The 18,792-nt window shown below is 72.4% G+C and carries 17 protein-coding genes; 14 read left to right on the top strand and 3 right to left on the bottom strand.

What is annotated here, in order from left to right:
* The first annotated feature begins 179 nt into the window (after positions 1 to 179).
* From gatC to AB0I32_RS22890, 4 genes are read left to right on the top strand one after another with little or no spacing between them, the layout of a single operon-like run.
* On the top strand, positions 180 to 476 hold the full coding sequence (gene gatC, locus AB0I32_RS22905; RefSeq protein ID WP_116676601.1) for an Asp-tRNA(Asn)/Glu-tRNA(Gln) amidotransferase subunit GatC: 297 nt from the start codon (positions 180 to 182) through the stop codon (positions 474 to 476).
* Between the two features lie 14 nt (positions 477 to 490).
* Positions 491 to 2,017 carry an Asp-tRNA(Asn)/Glu-tRNA(Gln) amidotransferase subunit GatA gene (gatA, locus tag AB0I32_RS22900; RefSeq protein WP_357510257.1) on the top strand — a complete coding sequence of 509 codons (1,527 nt, stop codon included), beginning with the start codon at positions 491 to 493 and terminating at the stop codon, positions 2,015 to 2,017.
* On the top strand, positions 2,014 to 3,525 hold the full coding sequence (gene gatB / locus AB0I32_RS22895) for an Asp-tRNA(Asn)/Glu-tRNA(Gln) amidotransferase subunit GatB (RefSeq protein WP_357510255.1): 1,512 nt from the start codon (positions 2,014 to 2,016) through the stop codon (positions 3,523 to 3,525). The genes gatA and gatB overlap by 4 nt, the downstream gene beginning before the upstream one ends.
* A 22-nt stretch (positions 3,526 to 3,547) precedes the next feature.
* On the top strand, positions 3,548 to 4,135 hold the full coding sequence (locus tag AB0I32_RS22890) for a GNAT family protein (protein WP_357510253.1): 588 nt from the start codon (positions 3,548 to 3,550) through the stop codon (positions 4,133 to 4,135).
* 53 nt (positions 4,136 to 4,188) lie between these two features.
* On the opposite strand, the gene AB0I32_RS22885 is transcribed toward AB0I32_RS22890, so the two are convergent.
* Both AB0I32_RS22885 and AB0I32_RS22880 read right to left on the bottom strand, forming a co-directional pair.
* Positions 4,189 to 4,623: a CBS domain-containing protein gene (locus AB0I32_RS22885; protein ID WP_357510251.1), complete on the bottom strand. Its 435-nt coding sequence runs from the start codon at positions 4,621 to 4,623 to the stop codon at positions 4,189 to 4,191.
* Positions 4,624 to 4,808: 185 nt separating this feature from the next.
* The gene (locus AB0I32_RS22880) at positions 4,809 to 5,678 is read right to left on the bottom strand and encodes a glycoside hydrolase family 11 protein (protein WP_357510249.1); all 870 of its coding nucleotides are present in this window, start codon (positions 5,676 to 5,678) and stop codon (positions 4,809 to 4,811) included.
* 414 nt (positions 5,679 to 6,092) lie between these two features.
* Between AB0I32_RS22880 and ilvD the strand changes: the two genes are divergently transcribed.
* The 5 genes from ilvD to AB0I32_RS22855 all read left to right on the top strand — a co-directional run bounded on the left by ilvD (position 6,093) and on the right by AB0I32_RS22855 (position 11,416).
* A complete protein-coding gene (gene ilvD, locus AB0I32_RS22875) occupies positions 6,093 to 7,955 on the top strand; it encodes a dihydroxy-acid dehydratase (RefSeq protein ID WP_357510247.1) in 1,863 nt (620 codons plus the stop codon).
* A 163-nt stretch (positions 7,956 to 8,118) separates the two neighbouring features.
* Positions 8,119 to 8,787, top strand: coding sequence for a VOC family protein (locus AB0I32_RS22870; RefSeq protein WP_357510245.1), 669 nt, complete (start codon positions 8,119 to 8,121; stop codon positions 8,785 to 8,787).
* A 34-nt stretch (positions 8,788 to 8,821) separates the two neighbouring features.
* Entirely contained in the window at positions 8,822 to 9,640 is an 819-nt protein-coding gene (locus AB0I32_RS22865) for an ABC-2 family transporter protein (protein WP_357510243.1), read from the top strand.
* Positions 9,633 to 10,454, top strand: coding sequence for an ABC-2 family transporter protein (locus AB0I32_RS22860; RefSeq protein ID WP_357510241.1), 822 nt, complete (start codon positions 9,633 to 9,635; stop codon positions 10,452 to 10,454). The genes AB0I32_RS22865 and AB0I32_RS22860 overlap by 8 nt, the downstream gene beginning before the upstream one ends.
* On the top strand, positions 10,451 to 11,416 hold the full coding sequence (locus AB0I32_RS22855; protein WP_357510239.1) for an ATP-binding cassette domain-containing protein: 966 nt from the start codon (positions 10,451 to 10,453) through the stop codon (positions 11,414 to 11,416). Before AB0I32_RS22860 ends, AB0I32_RS22855 begins: the two co-directional genes overlap by 4 nt.
* A 23-nt stretch (positions 11,417 to 11,439) precedes the next feature.
* On the opposite strand, the gene AB0I32_RS22850 is transcribed toward AB0I32_RS22855, so the two are convergent.
* Positions 11,440 to 12,753 (bottom strand): cytochrome P450, encoded by a 1,314-nt coding sequence (locus tag AB0I32_RS22850; RefSeq protein ID WP_357510237.1) that lies wholly within the window; start codon positions 12,751 to 12,753, stop codon positions 11,440 to 11,442.
* Positions 12,754 to 12,812: 59 nt separating this feature from the next.
* On the opposite strand from AB0I32_RS22850, the gene AB0I32_RS22845 reads away from it, so the two are divergent.
* Genes AB0I32_RS22845 through AB0I32_RS22825 form a run of 5 tightly spaced genes read left to right on the top strand, consistent with a single transcriptional unit; the run spans position 12,813 to position 18,790 of the window.
* Positions 12,813 to 14,018 carry a ketoacyl-ACP synthase III gene (locus tag AB0I32_RS22845; RefSeq protein WP_357510235.1) on the top strand — a complete coding sequence of 402 codons (1,206 nt, stop codon included), beginning with the start codon at positions 12,813 to 12,815 and terminating at the stop codon, positions 14,016 to 14,018.
* Positions 14,015 to 14,809, top strand: coding sequence for a glycosyltransferase (locus AB0I32_RS22840; RefSeq protein WP_357510234.1), 795 nt, complete (start codon positions 14,015 to 14,017; stop codon positions 14,807 to 14,809). Before AB0I32_RS22845 ends, AB0I32_RS22840 begins: the two co-directional genes overlap by 4 nt.
* Positions 14,806 to 16,113: a cytochrome P450 gene (locus tag AB0I32_RS22835; protein WP_357510232.1), complete on the top strand. Its 1,308-nt coding sequence runs from the start codon at positions 14,806 to 14,808 to the stop codon at positions 16,111 to 16,113. Before AB0I32_RS22840 ends, AB0I32_RS22835 begins: the two co-directional genes overlap by 4 nt.
* On the top strand, positions 16,110 to 17,819 hold the full coding sequence (locus AB0I32_RS22830) for a class I adenylate-forming enzyme family protein (RefSeq protein ID WP_357510230.1): 1,710 nt from the start codon (positions 16,110 to 16,112) through the stop codon (positions 17,817 to 17,819). Before AB0I32_RS22835 ends, AB0I32_RS22830 begins: the two co-directional genes overlap by 4 nt.
* The gene (locus AB0I32_RS22825) at positions 17,816 to 18,790 is read left to right on the top strand and encodes an NAD(P)-dependent oxidoreductase (RefSeq protein WP_357510227.1); all 975 of its coding nucleotides are present in this window, start codon (positions 17,816 to 17,818) and stop codon (positions 18,788 to 18,790) included. Before AB0I32_RS22830 ends, AB0I32_RS22825 begins: the two co-directional genes overlap by 4 nt.
* Positions 18,791 to 18,792: the final 2 nt, after the last annotated feature.

Below are 18,792 nucleotides of genomic sequence, written 5' to 3'. Positions count from 1 at the left end.
GAGAGTAGGACGCCGCCGGACAACCATTCCCAGGAGGGGGTGGAGCCAGCACGAGCCCGTCAGGGTGAGTGCGGGCTCCACCCCCTTCCTGCATTTCAGGCTTGTTCCAGCCGAGATCTCACAGTGAACGCACGGGTATCCGGAAGATCGAACGCCGTCCGGCGACTAGACTTGCGGCCATGTCCACCATCTCCCGTGACGAGGTTGCGCGCGTGGCTGCGCTGGCACGGATCGACCTGCGACCGGACGAGGTCTCGCGCCTGGCCGGTGAGCTCGACGTGATCGTCGAGTCCATCGCTCGCGTGAGCGAGGTCGCTACCGCAGACGTGCCGGCAACGAGCCACCCCCTCCCGCTGACGAACGTGTTCCGAGACGACGTACCGGAGCCTGCCCTGCCGATACAGGACGTACTGGCCGGCGCCCCGCAGCAGGAGAACGGACGGTTCGCCGTCCCGCAGATCCTCGGCGAAGAGTGATGGGAACCAACGACATGACACAGGACATCACCAGGCTCAGCGCCTCGGACCTCGCGTCCGCGCTGAGGAACAAGGACGTCACGAGCGTCGAGGCGACGCAGGCCCACCTCGACCGGATCGCCGCCGTCGACGGGGACCTGCACGCGTTCCTGCACGTCTCCTCCGAGAAGGCGCTGGCGACTGCCGCAGAGATCGACGAGAAGCGGGCCGCCGGCGAGGAGCTGCACCCGCTCGCCGGCGTGCCCATCGCCGTGAAGGACGTCGTCGTGACCAAGGGTCTGCCCACGACCGCCGGTTCCAAGATCCTCAAGGACTGGATCCCGCCGTACGACGCGACCCTCGTGGAGCGCATCAAGGCCGCGGGCCTGCCGATCCTCGGCAAGACCAACATGGACGAGTTCGCCATGGGCTCCTCGACCGAGCACTCGGCGTACGGCAACACCAAGAACCCCTGGGACCTTGACCGCATCCCCGGCGGGTCCGGTGGCGGCTCGGCCGCTGCTGTCGCAGGCTTCGAGGCGCCGCTGGCGATCGGGACCGACACCGGCGGCTCGATCCGCCAGCCCGGCGCGGTCACCGGCACCGTCGGCGTGAAGCCCACCTACGGTGGCGTCTCGCGCTACGGCCTGATCGCCATGGCGTCTTCGCTGGACCAGGCGGGCCCCGTCACCCGCACCGTGCTCGACGCCGCACTGCTGCACGAGCTGATCGGCGGCCACGACCCGCACGACTCGACGTCGATCAACGAGCCGGTTCCCGGCGTCGTCGCTGCTGCACAGCAGGGTGCCAAGGGTGACCTGAAGGGCCTGCGGGTCGGCGTCGTCAAGGAGCTGTCGGGCGAGGGCTACCAGGCCGGCGTGTCCGCTCGGTTCGACGAGTCGCTCGACCAGCTGCGCGCGCTGGGCGCCGAGATCGTCGAGGTCTCCTGCCCCAGCTTCGGCTACGCGCTCGACGCGTACTACCTGATCATGCCCGCCGAGGCCTCCAGCAACCTGGCCAAGTTCGACGGCATGCGGTTCGGCCTCCGGGTCGAGCCCACCGAGGGCCCGGTCACCGCGGAACGCGTCATGGGCGCCACGCGCGGGGCCGGCTTCGGCGACGAGGTCAAGCGCCGCATCATCCTCGGCACCTACGCCCTCTCCGCCGGCTACTACGACGCCTACTACGGCAGCGCGCAGAAGGTCCGCACGCTGATCCAGCGCGACTTCGCCGCGGCTTTCGAGCAGGCCGACGTGCTGGTCTCGCCCACGGCGCCGACCACCGCGTTCAAGTTCGGCGAGAAGCTCGACGACCCGCTCGCGATGTACCTCAACGACATCGCGACGATCCCCGCCAACCTTGCCGGCGTCCCCGGTATGTCCCTGCCGAACGGCCTGTCCGACGACGGCCTGCCCGTCGGGTTCCAGATCCTGGCGCCCGCGAAGGCGGACGACCGGCTGTACCGCGTGGGCGCGGCCCTCGAGGCGGCCCTCGAGGCGCGCTGGGGCGGACCTCTCCTGAACAAGGCACCCGAACTCAAGACCACGGAGCTCGCCCGATGACCGCCGCAACGACGACCGGACTGGTCGCCTACGAGGACGCCGTCCGCCGCTACGACCCGGTGCTGGGCATCGAGGTCCACGTCGAGCTCGGCACGCTCACCAAGATGTTCTGCGCGGCCGAGGTCGCCTACGGCGGCGAGCCCAACACCCAGGTCACACCGGTGAGCCTCGGGCTGCCGGGCGCCCTGCCGGTGGTCAACGGCAAGGCCGTCGAGTACGCGATCCGGATCGGTCTGGCGCTCAACTGCACCATCTCCGAGAACTGCCGCTTCGCCCGGAAGAACTACTTCTACCCGGACGTGCCGAAGAACTTCCAGACGTCCCAGTACGACGAGCCGATCGCCTTCGACGGCTGGATCGACATCGAGCTGGACGACGGCGAGGTGTTCCGCGTCGAGATCGAGCGCGCGCACATGGAGGAGGACGCCGGCAAGAACACCCACGTGGGTGGCACGACCGGCCGCATCCAGGGGGCCGAGTACTCGCTCGTCGACTACAACCGTGCGGGCATCCCCCTGGTGGAGATCGTCACGCGGCCCATCGAGGGCGCCGGCGAGCGTGCCCCCGAGGTGGCGCGCGCCTACGTGCAGACGCTGCGCGACATCTTCCGTTCGCTCGACGTCTCCGAGGCGCGGATGGAGCGCGGCAACGTCCGTGCGGACGTCAACCTGTCGCTGCGTCCGACGCCGGAGTCGCCCCTGGGCACCCGGACCGAGACCAAGAACGTCAACTCGTTCCGCTCGATCGAGCGCGCGGTCCGCTACGAGGTGTCCCGCCAGGCGGGCGTGCTCGACGCCGGGCTGACGGTCATCCAGGAGACGCGCCACTTCCACGAGGAGGACGGCACCACGTCGTCGGGCCGCGTGAAGTCGGACGCCGAGGACTACCGCTACTTCCCCGAGCCGGACCTGGTGCCGGTGGCACCGAGCCGCGAGTGGGTCGAGGAGATCCGGGCGACGCTCCCGGAGATGCCGGTGGCGCGCCGCCGTCGGCTCCAGACCGAGTGGGGCTACGCCGACGCCGAGATGCGCGACGTCGTCAACGCGGGCGCCATGGACCTCATCGAGGCCACCGTCGCCGCGGGCACCAGCGCCGCGGGCGCACGCAAGTGGTGGATGGGCGAGCTGGCCCGGCGGGCCAACCAGGACGAGGTCACGCTCGAGGACCTCGCGGTGACCCCGGCGCAGATCTCGCAGCTGCAGGGGCTCGTCGACTCGGGCCGGCTCAACGACAAGCTCGCCCGCCAGGTGCTCGACGGCGTCCTCGCCGGCGAGGGCGACCCGGAGGCGGTCGTCGTGTCCCGCGGCCTGGAGATCGTGTCCGACGACGGTCCGCTGCTCGCCGCCATCGACGACGCACTCGCGGCCCAGCCCGACATCGTGGAGAAGGTCCGTGGTGGCAACCAGGGACCGGTCGGCGCGATCATCGGCGCCGTGATGAAGGCGACGAAGGGCCAGGCGGACGCGAAGCGGGTCCGCGAGCTGGTGCTGGATCGGATCGGCTCGTGAGTCTGGGTTCGAGGGCGGGCAGGTGACCCGCGGGCCGCTCCTGCGCGGCGAGATGATGCGTCTGCGCCCCATCGAGGGCCGCGACGCGGAACGCCTGTGGGAGGCGGTGCAGGATCCGGAGGGGACCCGGCTGACCGGGACCACCGCCACGTTCACGCGCGAGCAGATCAACGAGTGGGCGAGCACGGTCAGCGACCGGCCCGGCCGCTACGACTGGGCGATCTGTCCCGCCGCGATGCGGGACGGCAAGCCGGTCAGCGACGACATGATCGGCGAGATCGTGCTCAACGACCTCGACGAGGACGTCCGCTCGGCGAACCTCCGGCTCCAGCTGCTCCCGAACTACCGGGGGCGCGGGTACGGCCGGGAGGCCATCCAGGAGGTGCTCCGGTTCGCCTTCGACGGCGTCGAAGGCGAACCGGGGCCCCGTCTGCACCGGGTGAGCCTGGACGTGCTCAGCATCAACCCGCGCGCGCAGGCGCTGTACGAGTCGCTCGGCTTCCGTGAGGAGGGTCGTCTGCGGGACATCTACCGCGACGGCGACACCTGGGCCGACGCCGTGGTGATGAGCATCCTCGAGGACGAGTACCGGGCGATGTCGCGGTCGTAGAAGGGCACCGCGGATCCCGTGGACGGTTCCGCGGCTACGACACCGGAAGGGCTCTACGGCCCGCCGGTGATGTAGGCCGTCAGCTGGTCGCGCTCGGCCTGCACCTCGGCGATCCGGTGCTTGACGACGTCGCCGATGCTCACGATCCCGGTCAGCCGGGCTTCGACGAGCACGGGGACGTGGCGGACCCGGTGCTCCGTCATCAGGGGCATCAGCTCGTCGAGCGTCGCCTCGGGCCCGCAGGTGTGCACCGCGGCGGTCATGATCGCCCCCACAGGGCCGTCCAGGATGCCGTCGCCGTCCGAGTGCAGGCGGCGGACGACGTCGCGCTCGCTCACGATCCCGTCGACGGTCTCGCCGTCGTCGGACACCACTACGGCGCCTATGCCGTGCTGGGCGAGGATGGCGAGCAGGTCGCGCACGCTCCGGTCGCGCGAGATGGTGACGACCGAGCCGCCCTTGCGCCGCAAAGCCTCTGTTACCCGCATTCGAGTACCCCCGTCGCGTGCACGCCGGAATCCGCGTCATTGCGGGTCCCTGGTAAGACCGTACGGCACCCGGCAATGTTCAGGTAAGGGGTGAAGCCCGATCGCTCGACCCGATCGTCCGGGCCGTGGAGGGACGGGATGCGCCGCCGCTGACGCATCCCGCCCCGGTCAGTGAGGCTCGTGCGTCACGAGCACGTGGCCGTGGGCAACGTGGTGTTGCCGTTCTTGTAGACGGTGATCCCGAAGTTGTTGCCTGACCCGTTCGGCGTCGCGGTCAGCGTGCCGGTGCTCCCGGTGACGTTGGCGTTCCAGCTGCTTTGGAGCGACTGGCCGCCGGCGAGGCTGATCCTCGTGGTCCAGCTGCTGCTGCCGCTGACCGAGAGGTTCACGTTGAACCGGTCGCCCCACTCCTGGCCCCGGGTCACGTTGACGGTGCAGGACGTGCCTCCGCCGCCCCCGCCGCCGGTGCCGACGGTGATGTTCGAGTTGCCGCTGCTCTGGAAGCCCTCCGTCGCCATGATCTGGTAGTCGTGGCTGCCCAGGTTCATGCCGCGTGCGGCCCACGCGTCGAAGTGTGCGCCGGCGGAGATGGTGCCGCCCGTGCGCTTCCCCTGGCGGACGCTCCAGTACTGCGGGAACGTCCGGGTTCCCTCGATCGAGGGCTGGTTGTAGCGCATCGTCCTGTAGATGTCGTAGGTGCCGCCGTCGGTGGTCACGGTGCCCTGGTACTCGCCGGTGGGCCGGTAGGTGCCCCAGTTGTCGACCACGTAGTACTCGACGAGCGGGTTGCGCGTCCACCCGTAGAGCGTGAGGTAGGCGTTGCCGGACGGGTTGAACGTGCCGGAGTAGCTCACGTTGCGCCGGGCGCCGGTGGCCCAGCCCTTGCCGGCCACGAAGTTGCCGGTGTTGCTCCACTGGGTCGAGTAGTTGCCGCCCGAACCGAGGTTCATCGAGACGGTTCCCGGGGCGTCGGTCCAGAACGAGTAGAAGTACCCGCCGTGGTTGCCGGTCTCGTTGCGGTCCACGGCCGCCGCGGGGACGGCGGACGCCACCATCCCGGCCCCGAGGAGTGCGGCAGTGGCGCCGATGCTCGCCAGCTTCCGGAACAGGCGGCCGCGCCGCGGCCCGGAGTGTCTAGCAAACGATTTCGACGGGGAAGGAGATTCGGTAGTAAACGTTTTCGCCATGTCGCACCTCGTTGTACGTAGCAGTGAGCAGATACATGCGTGACGCGCACGGGTCCCGAACAGCGGCGTCCAGGTGGCCGGCATCCTTGCAGGCGGGGCCAGTGATCCTGAGGTCGGCAGCCCGCCGCTAGACAGTGTGCCCACGGCGCACAGCCCGGTCAAGGGTTTGCGGGTCACCCTGTGGACGCCCGGTGTCCGGCGCGGTGGACCGGAGGTAGCGTGCAGGAGCCGCCCACCCCCGTATGGCGCGCGGCCATCCAGCATCGAAGGAGCTGAACAGTCATGAGTCGTCCCCTGCGCTCCCGGACGTCCACCCACGGCCGCAACATGGCCGGAGCCCGCGCCTTGTGGCGCGCCACGGGCATGGGTGCCGAGGACTTCGGGAAGCCGATCATCGCGATCGCGAACTCGTACACGCAGTTCGTGCCGGGGCACGTACACCTCAAGGACATGGGTGACCTCGTGGCGTCGGCGATCCGCGAGGCGGGCGGCGTCGCCAAGGAGTTCAACACGATCGCCGTCGACGACGGCATCGCCATGGGACACGCCGGGATGCTCTACTCCCTGCCCAGCCGCGACCTCATCGCCGACTCGGTCGAGTACATGGTGCAGGCGCACACCGCTGACGCCATCGTGTGCATCTCGAACTGCGACAAGATCACGCCGGGCATGCTCAACGCCGCGCTGCGGCTGAACATCCCGGTGATCTTCGTGTCGGGCGGGCCCATGGAGGCGGGCAAGGCGGTGGTGGCGAACGGCGTCGCGAAGACCCCGCTGAACCTGATCAACGCGATCAACTACTCGGCCGACGAGAACGTCGACGACGCGGCGCTCGGCCTGGTCGAGGAGAACGCCTGCCCCACGTGCGGCTCGTGCTCGGGGATGTTCACGGCGAACTCGATGAACTGCCTCACCGAGGCGCTGGGCCTGTCGCTGCCGGGCAACGGCTCGACGCTCGCCACGCACGCCGCCCGCAAGGAGCTGTTCCTCGAGGCCGGCCGCACCATCGTCGACCTCGCCCGCCGGTACTACGAGGACGAGGACGACACCGCCGCCCCGCGCGGGATCGCCACCAAGGCGGCGTTCGCCAACGCGATGACGCTCGACGTCGCCATGGGCGGCTCCACCAACACGGTGCTGCACATCCTCGCCGCGGCCCAGGAGGCGGAGGTCGACTTCACGCTCGCCGACATCGAGGACATCAGCCGCCGGGTGCCGTGCCTGTCGAAGGTCGCGCCGAACCACCCGGACTACCACATGGAGGACGTCCACCGGGCGGGTGGTATCCCCGCTCTGCTGGGCGAGCTCGACCGGGGCGGACTGCTGGATCACGACGTCACGTCGGTGCACACGCCCACGCTGCGCGCGTGGCTCGACGACTGGGACATCCGCGGCGGCAAGGCCACCGAGCGGGCGCTCGGCCTGTTCCACGCGGCCCCGGGCGGGGTGCGCACCACCAAGGCGTTCTCGACGAACAACCAGTGGGAGACCCTCGACACCGACGGCGTCGGCGGCTGCATCCGCTCGGTCGAGCACGCGTACACCGTCGAGGGCGGCCTCGCCGTGCTGCGCGGCAACCTCGCGGAGGACGGCGCCGTGTTCAAGACGGCGGGCGTCGACCCGGACGTGTTCCACTTCGTCGGCAAGGCGCTGGTCTGCGAGTCGCAGGACGAGGCGGTCGAGAAGATCCTGACCAAGCAGGTCGAGCCGGGGCACGTCGTGGTCGTGCGCTACGAGGGCCCCGCCGGCGGGCCGGGCATGCAGGAGATGCTCTACCCGACCTCCTACATCAAGGGCCGCGGCCTGGGGAAGGTCGTCGCGCTGATCACCGACGGCCGGTTCTCGGGCGGCTCCAGCGGCATCTCCGTGGGGCACGTCTCCCCGGAGGCGGCAGCGGGCGGCACCATCGGCCTGATCGAGGACGGCGACGAGATCGAGATCGACGTCGACACCCGCATGATCCGGGTCAACGTGCCGGACGAGGTGCTCGCAGAGCGTCGCGCCAAGATGGAGTCCTCGGAGCGGCCGTGGCAGCCCGTGGACCGCGACCGGTACGTGTCGCCGGCGCTGCAGGCCTACGCGGCCCTCGCGACGTCGGCCGACCGGGGTGCCGTGCGGGACGTGGCACGGCTCCAGCGCCGCTGACCAGGGTGGGCGCGGCACCTCGGGGTGCCGCGCCCGGGCCCGGCGCGTCGGGGCATGGTTCGCCCGTGCCCGGCCCGACCGCGCGGCGGACGACGACGTTCGAGTGTCGGTGACTCGTGCCATGGTGGTGGGGCCCGGACGACACCCACCCCAGGAGCGACCCATGACCGACGCGATCACCGCCGCCGAGTTCACCGCGGACGAGGGGACGCGTGACTGGCGTGTGCTGAGAAGGTCCGCCCTCGCGCGCTTCGCCACCGGGTCGTTCACCCGAGGGGTGCGGCTGGTGACCCGCATCGGCGCCCTCGCGGAGGCCGCGAACCATCATCCGGACGTCGACCTGCGCTACGGGTCCGTCACGGTGCGGACCTGGTCGCACGACGTCGGCGGCCTGTCCAGGCGGGACGTCGCGCTCGCCCGCGAGATCTCGATGGCGGCCCGCGAGCTGGACGTCGCGGCGGACCCGGCGCGGGTCAGCGAGGTCGCCCTCTGCATCGATGCGATCGCAGGCCCCCAGGTGCAGGCGTTCTGGCAGGCGCTGCTGGGCCACGACGCGCACCCGGACCACGCGGACGACGCAGCCGCCGCGCGGCTGAGCGACCCGGACGGGCGGCTTCCGGCGGTCTGGTTCCAGCAGACCGACGAGCGGCGGGAGCAGCGCAACCGCATCCACGTGGACGTGTGGGTGCCATACGACCAGGCCGAGCAGCGGGTCGCGGCGGCGCTCGCGGCCGGCGGCCGGCTGGTCACCGACGAGTTCGCCCCGGCGTGGTGGGTGGTCGCCGACGTCGAGGGCAACGAGGCATGCGTATCGACGTGGAAAACAGGGTGAGATCCGGCAGCCGCGCGAGTAAGGTCTCGCGCTTGTGCGCCCGCTCCCTTCCCCCGGCCGGAACCCCTACTGGCGGTTCCTGGTAGCTGGATTCCGCGGGCAGTCCGCCTACCCGCTGGCCACGCTCGCGGGCCTGGTGGCGAACGCGACCTTCGGCCTGCTCAAGGGCGGGATCATGGGCGCGGCCGTCGAGAGCTCGGGCGGTGAGCTCGCCGGCTACTCCGCGGCGACCATGGCGGCGTTCGTCTGGCTGGGCCAGGGCATGCTCGGCTCGGTGAACTTCTGGGGCGGCAGCGACCTCCAGACCCGGATCAAGTCGGGCGACGTCGCCGTCGACTTCCTGCGGCCCGTGGGCGTGCAGGCGGCCAACGTGCTGACGGACATCGGCAAGGGGCTGTTCGCCCTGCTGCCGCGCGGGCTGCCGAGCGTCGTCATCGGGGTGCTCGTCTCCAGCATGGCCCTGCCGCCCGACGCCGCCGCGTACGCGCTGGGGCTGACCAGCCTGCTGATCGGCATCACGGTCTCGCACGCCACCGTGTACGTCGTGGCCACCGCCGGGTTCTGGCTTGTCGAGACCCGCGGCGTCAGCGTGCTCTACATGGCGGTCTCCGGGTTCTTCGCCGGCCTGTTCACGCCGATCTACCTCTTCCCGGACTGGCTGCTGACCCTCGCGCTGCTCACGCCCTTCCCGTCGATGATGCAGTTCCCCATCGACGTGCTCTCCGGGCAGGTCACCGGGCCGGGCGCGTGGCAGCGCCTCGGGGTGCAGCTGGTGTGGCTGGCGGTGGTGCTCGTCGTCGGGCACCTGACCACGCGGGCGGGGCGCCGCAGGCTGGAGGTGCAGGGTGGCTGAACCGCGGCGAGGGGCGCGGGCGCTCCGTGCCTACCGGGCGGTCCTCGCGAGCCGTGCGCGCTCGCAGGCGAGCCACCGGGCCAGCTTCCGGATGGACCTGGTCGGGGCGACGCTCGTCGGGCTCATCGAGTTCACCGAGATCTGGGTCCTGTACTCGGCGACGGACCAGATCGGCGGGTTCACGCTCGCCCAGATCATGCTCGTGTTCGGTCTGTCCGACCTCGCGTTCTCCCTGGCCGACCTGGTCGCGGGACACTGCGACAACCTTCCGACCTACGTGCGCGCCGGCACGCTCGACGTGTTCTTCCTGCGGCCGCAGCCGCTGCTGGCACAGCTGATGACCAGCGACCTCAGCCTGCGCCGGATCGGGCGGTGCCTGGTGGGTGCGACGGCGCTCACCGTGGGGCTGGCGCTCAACGACATCGACTGGAGCGTCGGCACCGTCGGCCTGCTGGTGCTCGCGCTGGCCTCCGGGTTCGCCATCTTCACCGCGCAGTTCGTCACCGCCGCCGGGCTGCAGTTCTTCCTGATCAACGGCTCCGAGATGACCAACGCGTTCGTCTACGGCGGCCGGTACGCGGCCACGCAGCCGGCCGGTGTATGGCCGCGCGCGCTGCTGGTCGTCTTCGGCGGCATCTTTCCCGTGGCCTTCGCGGCCTACCTGCCGGTGGCCACGCTGCTCGGCATGCCGGGTCCCGTCGGGCTGCCGACCTGGCTGGGCTGGTTCGCGCCGGTCGCCGCCCTCTGGGCCGTCGCCGTCGCGGGGCTGTGCTGGCGCTGGGGCCTTCGTCACTACCGAGGAGCGGGTGGATGAACATCATCGAGACCGAGGGCCTGACCCGGGTGTTCACGGGGCGGCCCGACCGGAAGAACCGGTTCCGCCGCAGCAGGCACGTCGCTGTCGACGACCTCGACCTGACCGTCGAGGCGGGCGAGGCGGTCGGCTACATCGGGGCCAACGGCGCCGGGAAGTCGACGACGATCAAGATGCTCGTCGGCATCCTGGTGCCCACGAGCGGCACGGTGACCACGGTCGGGCTGCACCCCCTGAAGCAGCGCCGCGCGCTGGCCCGCCGGATCGGCGTGGTCTTCGGGCAGCGGTCCCAGCTCTGGTGGGACCTGCCGGTGCGGGAGTCGTTCTCCATCCTCTCGGCCATCCACTCCCTGTCAGCGGCCGACGAGCGCACCAGGACCGCCGAGCTGGTCGACATGCTCGAGATGGGGGAGTTCCTGGGCACGCCGGTGCGCCAGCTCTCGCTGGGCCAGCGCATGCGGGCAGAGGTCGCTGCCGCGCTGCTGCACCGGCCCGAGCTGCTGATCCTCGACGAGCCGACCATCGGCCTGGACGTGCTGTCCAAGCAGCGCCTGCGCGAGTTCCTCGTGGCGCAGCGGCGCGAGCACGGCACGACGCTGCTGCTCACCACGCACGACATGGGCGACGTCGAGAGGCTCTGCGACCGGATCCTCGTCGTGGACCACGGCAGGCTCGCGTTCGACGGCACCCTCGGCGGGCTGGCCCGGACCGTCGGAGCGCGACGAGAGCTCGTCGTCGACCTCGCCACCCCGACCGATGACCTGGTCGACCTGGACGGCGCGGAGCATGTCCGCAGCGAGTCGGGCGGCCTGCGGCAGCGCCTCGCCTTCGACCCGCAGCGCACGACGGCGGCGCGCGTGCTCGCCGCGGTGTCCGAGCGCGCGGAGGTGCTGGACCTGTCGATCGCCGAACCCGACATCGAGGACGTGGTCCGCGAGATCTACCGCGCCACCCGCCACTGACCCAGCTGCCGCGACAAAGATGGTCAGGTGCGGGTGACGAGCAGCTCCGACCAGGCCGGGATCAGTACGCCCCGGGCCGCCCGACGGCGGACGACGCGCAGCGGCCGGTCCTCCGACCACAGCATCCGCAGCAGGGTGCCGATCTCTGCCCGGGCCAGTGCAGCGCCCAGGCACAGGTGCCGACCGGCGCCGAACCAGAGCTGGCGAGACTCGCGCACGTACGAGCGGTCGGCGCGGAACGGCCCGGCGGCGGCGTTCGCCGACCAGACCAGCAGCATGATCCGCTCGCCGGCCCGCAGCTGTGCGCCGCCCACCTCGACGTCGGCCGCCACGCCTCTGCCGATCACCGACGCCGGGCTCGTCACCCGCAGCCCCTCGCGCACCACGTTCTCGACCGGGTCCGCCTCCCCGGGGTTCAGCAGCCCGGCCGCACGCGCGTCGTCCCCTTCGACCACGGGCGTCGGGGCCGTCGCACCCGGCTCGGCAGCCGCACGGATCGCCGCGAGCATCCGGTGCTGCTCACCGGTGTCGATCAGCAGGGCGGTGATCCGGCCCATCGCGCTCGCGGCGGTCTCGGTGCCGGCGACCATGAGCAGCGACGCCAGGCCGGATGTCTCGGTGAGCCCGAGGCCGAGCTCCCGGCAGCGGCCGAGCAGGGTGTCCGGCGGTGCGTCCCGCCAGCCGTCGGGGATCCCCGCGTTCAGCTCGGCGACGATGCCCTGCGCGGTAGCCACCTGGGCAGGCGTCAGGATCGTCGATCCAGCGGTGCCGAGGGCCACCGAGGCCAGCCGCTCGCCGGTCTCGAAGATCCGCAGCGCACCCTCGTCGTCGGGCCAGGACCCGCCGTGCCCAGCGGGTCGAGGGATGCCCAGCAGGCAGATGACCATGCGGCCCACCAGGACGCGGGATAGGTGCGCGACGTCGAGCGTGCCGCCCGACCGCAGCACCTCGCCCGCGACGGCGATCCGGTCGTCCCAGGCGGCGCTCACGAGGTCACGCGAGACGGCCTCCGTGAACAGCTCGCGCGTGCGGGTACGCAGGTCGTGGTGCCCCGCGCCGTCGAACAGGTCGAGCACCCAGTCACCGAGGATCTGGGCCCACAGGTTCCCGACGCCGCCCTCGCCGAGGATCGTGAACGAACGGTGGTCGCGCAGGACCGTGCGGGCCACCACCGGGTCCGCCGTGACCCACCCGATGCCGGGCACCTTGCGAACCGGTGAACCGCCGAGGGGCGTCCCCTGGGCGGCAGTGCCGGCCAGGAGCAGTCCCGCCATCGCGGGCCGGGCGCGGTAGAGGAGGCCCAGCTCGTGCCGGGTGGTCGGAAGGGTGTGGATCACGGCCGTCACCCTACGGGCGAGTGGATCCGGCGTGGTAGGTGTGCCCTACTCTGTCGCGGGTGCTTCCCGAACCGGCCGCCGTGCTGAACCCGGCACCTACTCGACCTCCTGAGCCCTCCGCGTTGCCCCGGCTGTCCCCGCGCCCTGTCGCCCGCATCGCCGACGTCGCGGTGCACCTGCCCGAGCGCACGCGCGACGTGGCCGAGGCCGAGCGCGAGCTGCACCGCAGGAACCCGAAGGTCGCGCCCCGCATCCCGATGGTCTCGCGCCTGACGGGAGTGCGCCGCATCCACGTGGCCGACGACGACCAGCAGGCCTCGGACCTCGCCGTCGCGGCCTCCCGCACGGTCCTGGACCGCGCGGGCCTGCGGGCTGACGACGTCGACCTCCTGATCTTCGCGTCCGCCACGCAGGACATGATCGAGCCCGCGACCAGCCACATCGTGGCCGCAAAGCTCGGCGTCCGCGCACCGGTGATGGACGTCAAGAACGCCTGCAACTCGGTGCTCAACGGCATCGAGGTGGCCGAGGCGCTCATCGGCACCGGCCGGTACCGCCGCGTGCTCGTCGCGTGCGGCGAGATGCCGACGCGCGGGGTGCGGTGGGACGTGCCGGACCGCAGCACGTACGCGATGTCCGCTGCCGGCTACACCATGTCCGACGCCGGGGCCGCGGTGCTCGTCGAGGCGACCGGGAGCATGCCCGGCTTCGGGGCGGGCGCCGCGCACGGGCACGGGCACGGCGGCACGTTCGAGGACGGTTTCGAGGACGACCTGGCGGCCGAGCTCGCGGGGCTCGTCGAGCCCGTTGACCGGCCGTCGGGGATCCTGGCCTCGGTGTTCGCCGCCGAGTCGCAGCACTGGGACGTCGGCATGCTCCCGGGCGGTGGCACGGTGAACCCGCGTGACCCCGAGCGCAGCTACTTCGAGATCGACGGTTCGCGGCTGCGAGAGGCCTTCGTCGCCTTCGGTCCTGGCCCCGTCGAGCAGGCGCTGGCCGCCGCGGGGGTGACCATCGACGACGTCGCGCTCATCGCCGTGCACCAGGTGGCGGTCGCGTACCTCGCGGACGTGCACGGGGCGCTCGGCGTACCGGCCGACCGCACGATCCTCACGGTCGCCGACCACGGCAACGTCGCCTCGGCGACGCTGCCGCTGCAGCTGGCCACGGCGCTCGGGTCCGGCCGGCTGCGGCGCGGAGACGTCGTGCTGCTGCTCGGCCTGGCCGGCGGGATCAGCATGGGCGCGATGGTGGTCCGGTGGTGAGCGACGGACTGCTCGGACCGGTGGCGGGACGCCCGCGGCTCGCCGTCGTCGTGCCCGCGCTGAACGAGGCGCACGAGCACGGGATCCTGCGCACGCTCGAGGCGCTGCACGCGCAGGAGGACGACGACTTCGACCTGGTGGTCGTGGACAACGGGTCCACCGACGGCACGCCCGACGTCGTGCGCAAGGCGATAGCCGACTGGGGACGGCTGCGCTGGCAGGTCGTGACCGAGGACCAGAAGGGGACCGGCGCCGCCGCGGACACCGGCATGCGCGCGGCCATCGCGCTCGGCGCCGAGCTGCTGGCCCGGACGGACGCCGACTGCCTGCCGCCGCCGGGGTGGACCAGTGCGGTACGGGAAGCGTTCGCGTCGGGCGACGAGCTCGTCGCCGGCCGCCTCGTCCCGCGCGACGACGACCTGCCCGTCTCAAGGTTCCAGCAGGGCGTGCTGTCGTTCGCGCTGTGGGCGTCGAGCACGTTCGGCAAGGTTCGCCCGGGGAACCAGGACGAGGGGTATCTCGGTCCGTACGTCATGACGCCCGGCTGCAACATGGCGATCACCGCGTCCCTGTACGAGCGGGCGGGCGGGTTCCCGCGCACCCGGATCGAGGACCTGCACGAGGACCGCGCGCTGGTCAACGCGGTACGGCGGCTGACGACGCGGTACGCCGAGCACCGCACGGTATGGGTGCGCGCCTCGACGCGCCGCGTGCACGCCTGGGGGCTGGTGCGCACGCTCGGCTGGTACGCCGACCACCGCTACCGGCCAGAGATCGTGGACATCCGATGACGCCTTCGTTGGCAGCGGCTGCCGTGCACGATCGCCGTCCACCGGTCGTCACCGCACAGGGCCACGGCTGGGCCTCGCCCGAGGCCTTCTGGGAGGAGCGGGTGCAGCGCGCCGCGCATCCCCTCGCCTACCCGGCGCTGCGGTCCGCACGGGATCGGCCGGTGGTGCGGGTGCCCCGGATCGGGGTGGTGGTGAGCGACGCGGAGCTCGCCCGCGAGGTGCTGCTCGACCTGGACCACTTCTCGAAGGTGGGCCCGGGGGCGCCGTCGGACCTGTGGACGCCGGTGCTCGGGCCCTCGGTGCTGCTCAACATGGAGGGCGCCGAGCACGCCGCGCTGCGGCGCGCGCTCGGGCCGCTGTTCTCGCCCCGGGCGGTCCGCGAGCTCGTGTCCGCGGACGGCGACCGCGGCGCGGGCGTGCTGCCGGAGCTGACGCGGCGGCTCGCCGCGGGGGAGACCGTGGACCTGGCGACGGCGGTCGGCGCGCAGGCCGGTGCGGTGATCTGCGGGATGGTGGGGCTGCCGCCGACCGACGAGGCCGTGCGCTCGTCGATGGTCGCCGCCCAGACGATCACCGGGATGGTGCGGCTGCACCGGCACGGGCTGACCCGGTCCCAGGTGGCGCAGGCGCGTGCCGTGCTCGAGCGGCTCACGGCACCCGCGCGAGCGGCCTACCGCGCCGGCGACCCCGCGACGGTCCCCGGGCGGATGCGCGACCTGGGGCTGTCCGAACGGGAGGCGATGGGGGCCGTCGGGGCGTTCGTGCTCACGGGGACGGAGACGATCCAGTCCTTCGTGCCGCGGCTCGTGGCCATCGCGCACGACACCGGGTGGACCGCACGCCTGCTGGCCGACGACGCGGAGCTGCGGAGGCGCGCCGTCGAGGAGGGGCTGCGCGTTACCGTGCCGACCCCCGCGATGCTGCGTTCGGTGCGGGCCGACACCTCGGTGGGCGGGGTGCCGGTCAGGGCAGGGGACCGCGTGGTGATCGCCACCGTGAACTGCTGCCGGGCGGGCGGCGGGTTCGATCCCGACCGGCCGATCGAACCCGCGGTGCGGCACCTCTGGTTCGGGGCGGGCCCGCACTTCTGCCTGGGCATGCCGCTCGCGATGGCGCAGGTCGACGCGGTGCTCGACGCGCTGGCGGCGGCAGCGGCGGATGGCCGGGTGCCGGTCGTGGGACGACGCCGCGCGGCACGCGGCGTGCTGGTCCCCGCGTACGGCTCGCTGGAGATCGGCCTGCGGGGCGCGGACGGCGCCGCGAACCCGGTCACGGCGTCGGCCGGGACGCGGGAGGTCTCGTGAAGCACCTCGTCGACGAGCTGCTGGACGTCGCGCGGGGCACGCCCGACGTCGTCGCGCTCCGCTGGTTCGGCGGCCGTGACGGCGGGCGCGTACGCGAGGAGATGACGTTCGGCGGCCTTGCCGAACGGGTCGAGCGGACGGCGGCCGCGCTGCGAGCGCAGGGCATGGAGCCTGGCGACCGCGTGCTGTTCAGCATCCGGCCCCGCCCGGAGGGTGTGGTCCTGTGCCTCGCCGTCCTGCGTGCGGGTGGCGCGGTGGTGTTCGTGGACCCGGGTTCGACGCCGGAGCTGTTCGCGGCGCGGATCGCTGCGGCGCGGCCGCGCTGGGCCGCGACGGAGGCGCTGCTGTACGCGGCGTCGTCGGGTCCGTTGCGGGGGATCGCGCGGTCTCGCGGTCTGTTGCTCCCGGACTACGGGCGGCTGCCGGTGCGGCACCTGTACACCGGCCGGTGGCTCCCCGGCGTGCCGCGTGGCGCGCACCGCGTGGGGCGGCTGGGGCGGGTGGTTCCCGGGGCGGTTCGGGCTCCGGAGGAGGTGGCGGGGGCGGACGGCGAGGCGCTGATCGTCTTCACGTCCGGGACGACCTCGGACCCGAAGGCGGTGGTGCACACCGCACGCACGCTCGGCGGAATGCTTGACCTGTTCGCGCGGGTCGGGGACCTGAGACCCGGGCAGCGGGCGCATACGGACCAGATGTTCCTCGGGCTGCCTGCGATCATCGCGGGCGGCACGTGGGAGATCCCCGCGAAGGCCCCGAAGGATGCGCCGGAGGCGTTCGCGCGCGGGGTCGCGGGGGCGGACTCCTCGTTCCTCGTGCCCGCCGACGTGACCGCGCTGCTCGACGTCCTGGAAGCCGGGAGCAGCACGGGGCCTCCCCCGAGCGCGGCGGGCCCGGCCGTGCTCGCGGTCGGCGCGGCGCCCGTCACGGTCGCGCTGCTCGAACGTGGCCGCCGTGTCCTGCCGGGCACACGCTGGCTCGCCGTGTACGGCGCCACCGAGATCCTGCCGGCGGCGGTGACCGACGCGGACGAGAAGATCGCGGCCGCCGCGGCCGGGGACCTCGTCGGCCGCCCGCTCGGCGGCATCGGCGTGCGGATCGACGCGGCGGCGGCGCGGGACTCGGAGGACTCGGGAGACCGGCCCGGCTCGGAGGCCGTGGCCGACTCCGCCGGCCCGGACGACGAGCGCGAGGTGGGCGAGCTCGTGCTGACGGGACCGTCCCTGATGGCCGGGTACCTCTCCGACCTCGACGCGGGCGGGGCGCGGGCGGTCGAGCACCGCACGGGCGACCTCGCCTACCAGGACGCCGAGGGGCGGATCGTGCTCGTCGGCCGCAACCGGGACATGATCATCCGCGGGACGGTGAACATCTACCCGGGTCTGTTCGAGCCCCGGCTGCGGGAGCTGCCGGGCGTCGCCGACGCCGTGCTCGTCGGTGTTCCGGTGCCCGACGGCGACGAGCGGGTGGTCCTCGTCGTGACGGCAGAGGGCAGCATCCGGGACGCGGACGCCTCCCCGGTGGTCCGGGCCGGCACGGAGCTGGCGCGGACGGTCGCCGACCAGGTGGCGCAGGTCCTGGACCACGGTGCACTGCCCGACCTGGTCGTCGAGGCGACCCACGTGCCGGTCGCCGGCCGGTCCCGGAAGCCTGATCGCCGCGCACTGGTCAACTTGGTGTCACCGCTGACCGGTACAGTGCGCGCATGAGGGTGGCGGTGACCGGTTCGTCTGGTTTTGTTGGTGGTGCTGTGGTCCGCGACCTGGTGGCGCGTGGACATGAGGTGATCGCGTTCTCGCGCCGCGTCCCGTGCCTGCCCGTCGGCTCGCCGCAGCAGGTCTCGCACCAGGTCTGGGACCTCCGGGACGGGCCGCTGGCCAAGGAGGACCGACCGGAGCACGTCGACGCCGTCGTGCACTGCGGCGCCGCGGTGCGGGACGGCGGCAGCCATGCCCGCGCCTGGGTGGTCAACGTCGAGGGCACCCGCGCGGTGCGCGAGTCGTTCCCCGAGGCGCGGTTCGTGCACGTGTCCTCCGGCAGCGTGTACGACCCCCGCACCCCGAGCGTCGCGGTGACCGAGGCGGAGGCGCCGGTACGTGGCTACGTCAACGCCTACGGCTCCACCAAGGCGGCCGCTGAGCGGTACCTGACCGCCGACGCCGCACGCGGGGACCGGGGTCCCGTGATCGTGCTGCGACCGCACGCGGTCTACGGCCCCGGCGACACGACCCTGCTGCCGCGTCTCGAGTCGGCGGCGGTGGGCGCCTGGCTGCCGATCCCCGGTGGTGGCAAGGTGCGTCAGCACCTCACGCACGTCGACACCCTGGTGCTGGCGATCCGCGCGGCGCTGGTGGCCGACGTCGAGCCCGAGGCAAGCGCCGGCCGGCCGCTCGTGGCCAATGTGGCGGACGCCCGGCCCGTCGACCTCGACAAGACGCTCGAGCTGCTGATGTTCGCCAGGTTCCGGCCCGTGCAGGTGGTCGACATCCCTGTCCGGCTCGCGAACGCCCTGGCCTGGGCGGGCGAGCGGGTGTCCCGCTGGACGGGACGCGAGCCACGCCTGTCGCGGTACGCCATCAGCCACCTCGCGATGGAGCGCACCTACGACCTCACGGTGCTGCGCGAGCGGCTCGGCGTCGACCCGGCGCCGACGTCGCTGCACGGCGCGATGAGCTGGTGACC

Origin of the sequence: Promicromonospora sp. NPDC050249 (assembly GCF_040656015.1) — a bacterium.
In the GTDB taxonomy this organism is placed as follows: domain Bacteria; phylum Actinomycetota; class Actinomycetes; order Actinomycetales; family Cellulomonadaceae; genus Promicromonospora.
The sequence above is the reverse complement of the archived record's forward strand: the minus strand, read 5'-3'. Positions and strand labels throughout refer to the sequence as shown.

Bases quoted from the DNA above. Each gene is read 5' to 3' on its own strand.
- AB0I32_RS22885 (WP_357510251.1), bottom strand. From the start codon at position 4,623: ATGCGGGTAACAGAGGCTTTGCGGCGCAAGGGCGGCTCGGTCGTCACC.
- AB0I32_RS22825 (WP_357510227.1), top strand. From the start codon at position 17,816: ATGAGGGTGGCGGTGACCGGTTCGTCTGGTTTTGTTGGTGGTGCTGTG.
- gatC (WP_116676601.1), top strand. From the start codon at position 180: ATGTCCACCATCTCCCGTGACGAGGTTGCGCGCGTGGCTGCGCTGGCA.
- ilvD (WP_357510247.1), top strand. From the start codon at position 6,093: ATGAGTCGTCCCCTGCGCTCCCGGACGTCCACCCACGGCCGCAACATG.
- AB0I32_RS22870 (WP_357510245.1), top strand. From the start codon at position 8,119: ATGACCGACGCGATCACCGCCGCCGAGTTCACCGCGGACGAGGGGACG.
- gatA (WP_357510257.1), top strand. From the start codon at position 491: ATGACACAGGACATCACCAGGCTCAGCGCCTCGGACCTCGCGTCCGCG.
- gatB (WP_357510255.1), top strand. From the start codon at position 2,014: ATGACCGCCGCAACGACGACCGGACTGGTCGCCTACGAGGACGCCGTC.
- AB0I32_RS22855 (WP_357510239.1), top strand. From the start codon at position 10,451: ATGAACATCATCGAGACCGAGGGCCTGACCCGGGTGTTCACGGGGCGG.
- AB0I32_RS22880 (WP_357510249.1), bottom strand. From the start codon at position 5,678: ATGGTGGCGTCCGCCGTCCCCGCGGCGGCCGTGGACCGCAACGAGACC.
- AB0I32_RS22835 (WP_357510232.1), top strand. From the start codon at position 14,806: ATGACGCCTTCGTTGGCAGCGGCTGCCGTGCACGATCGCCGTCCACCG.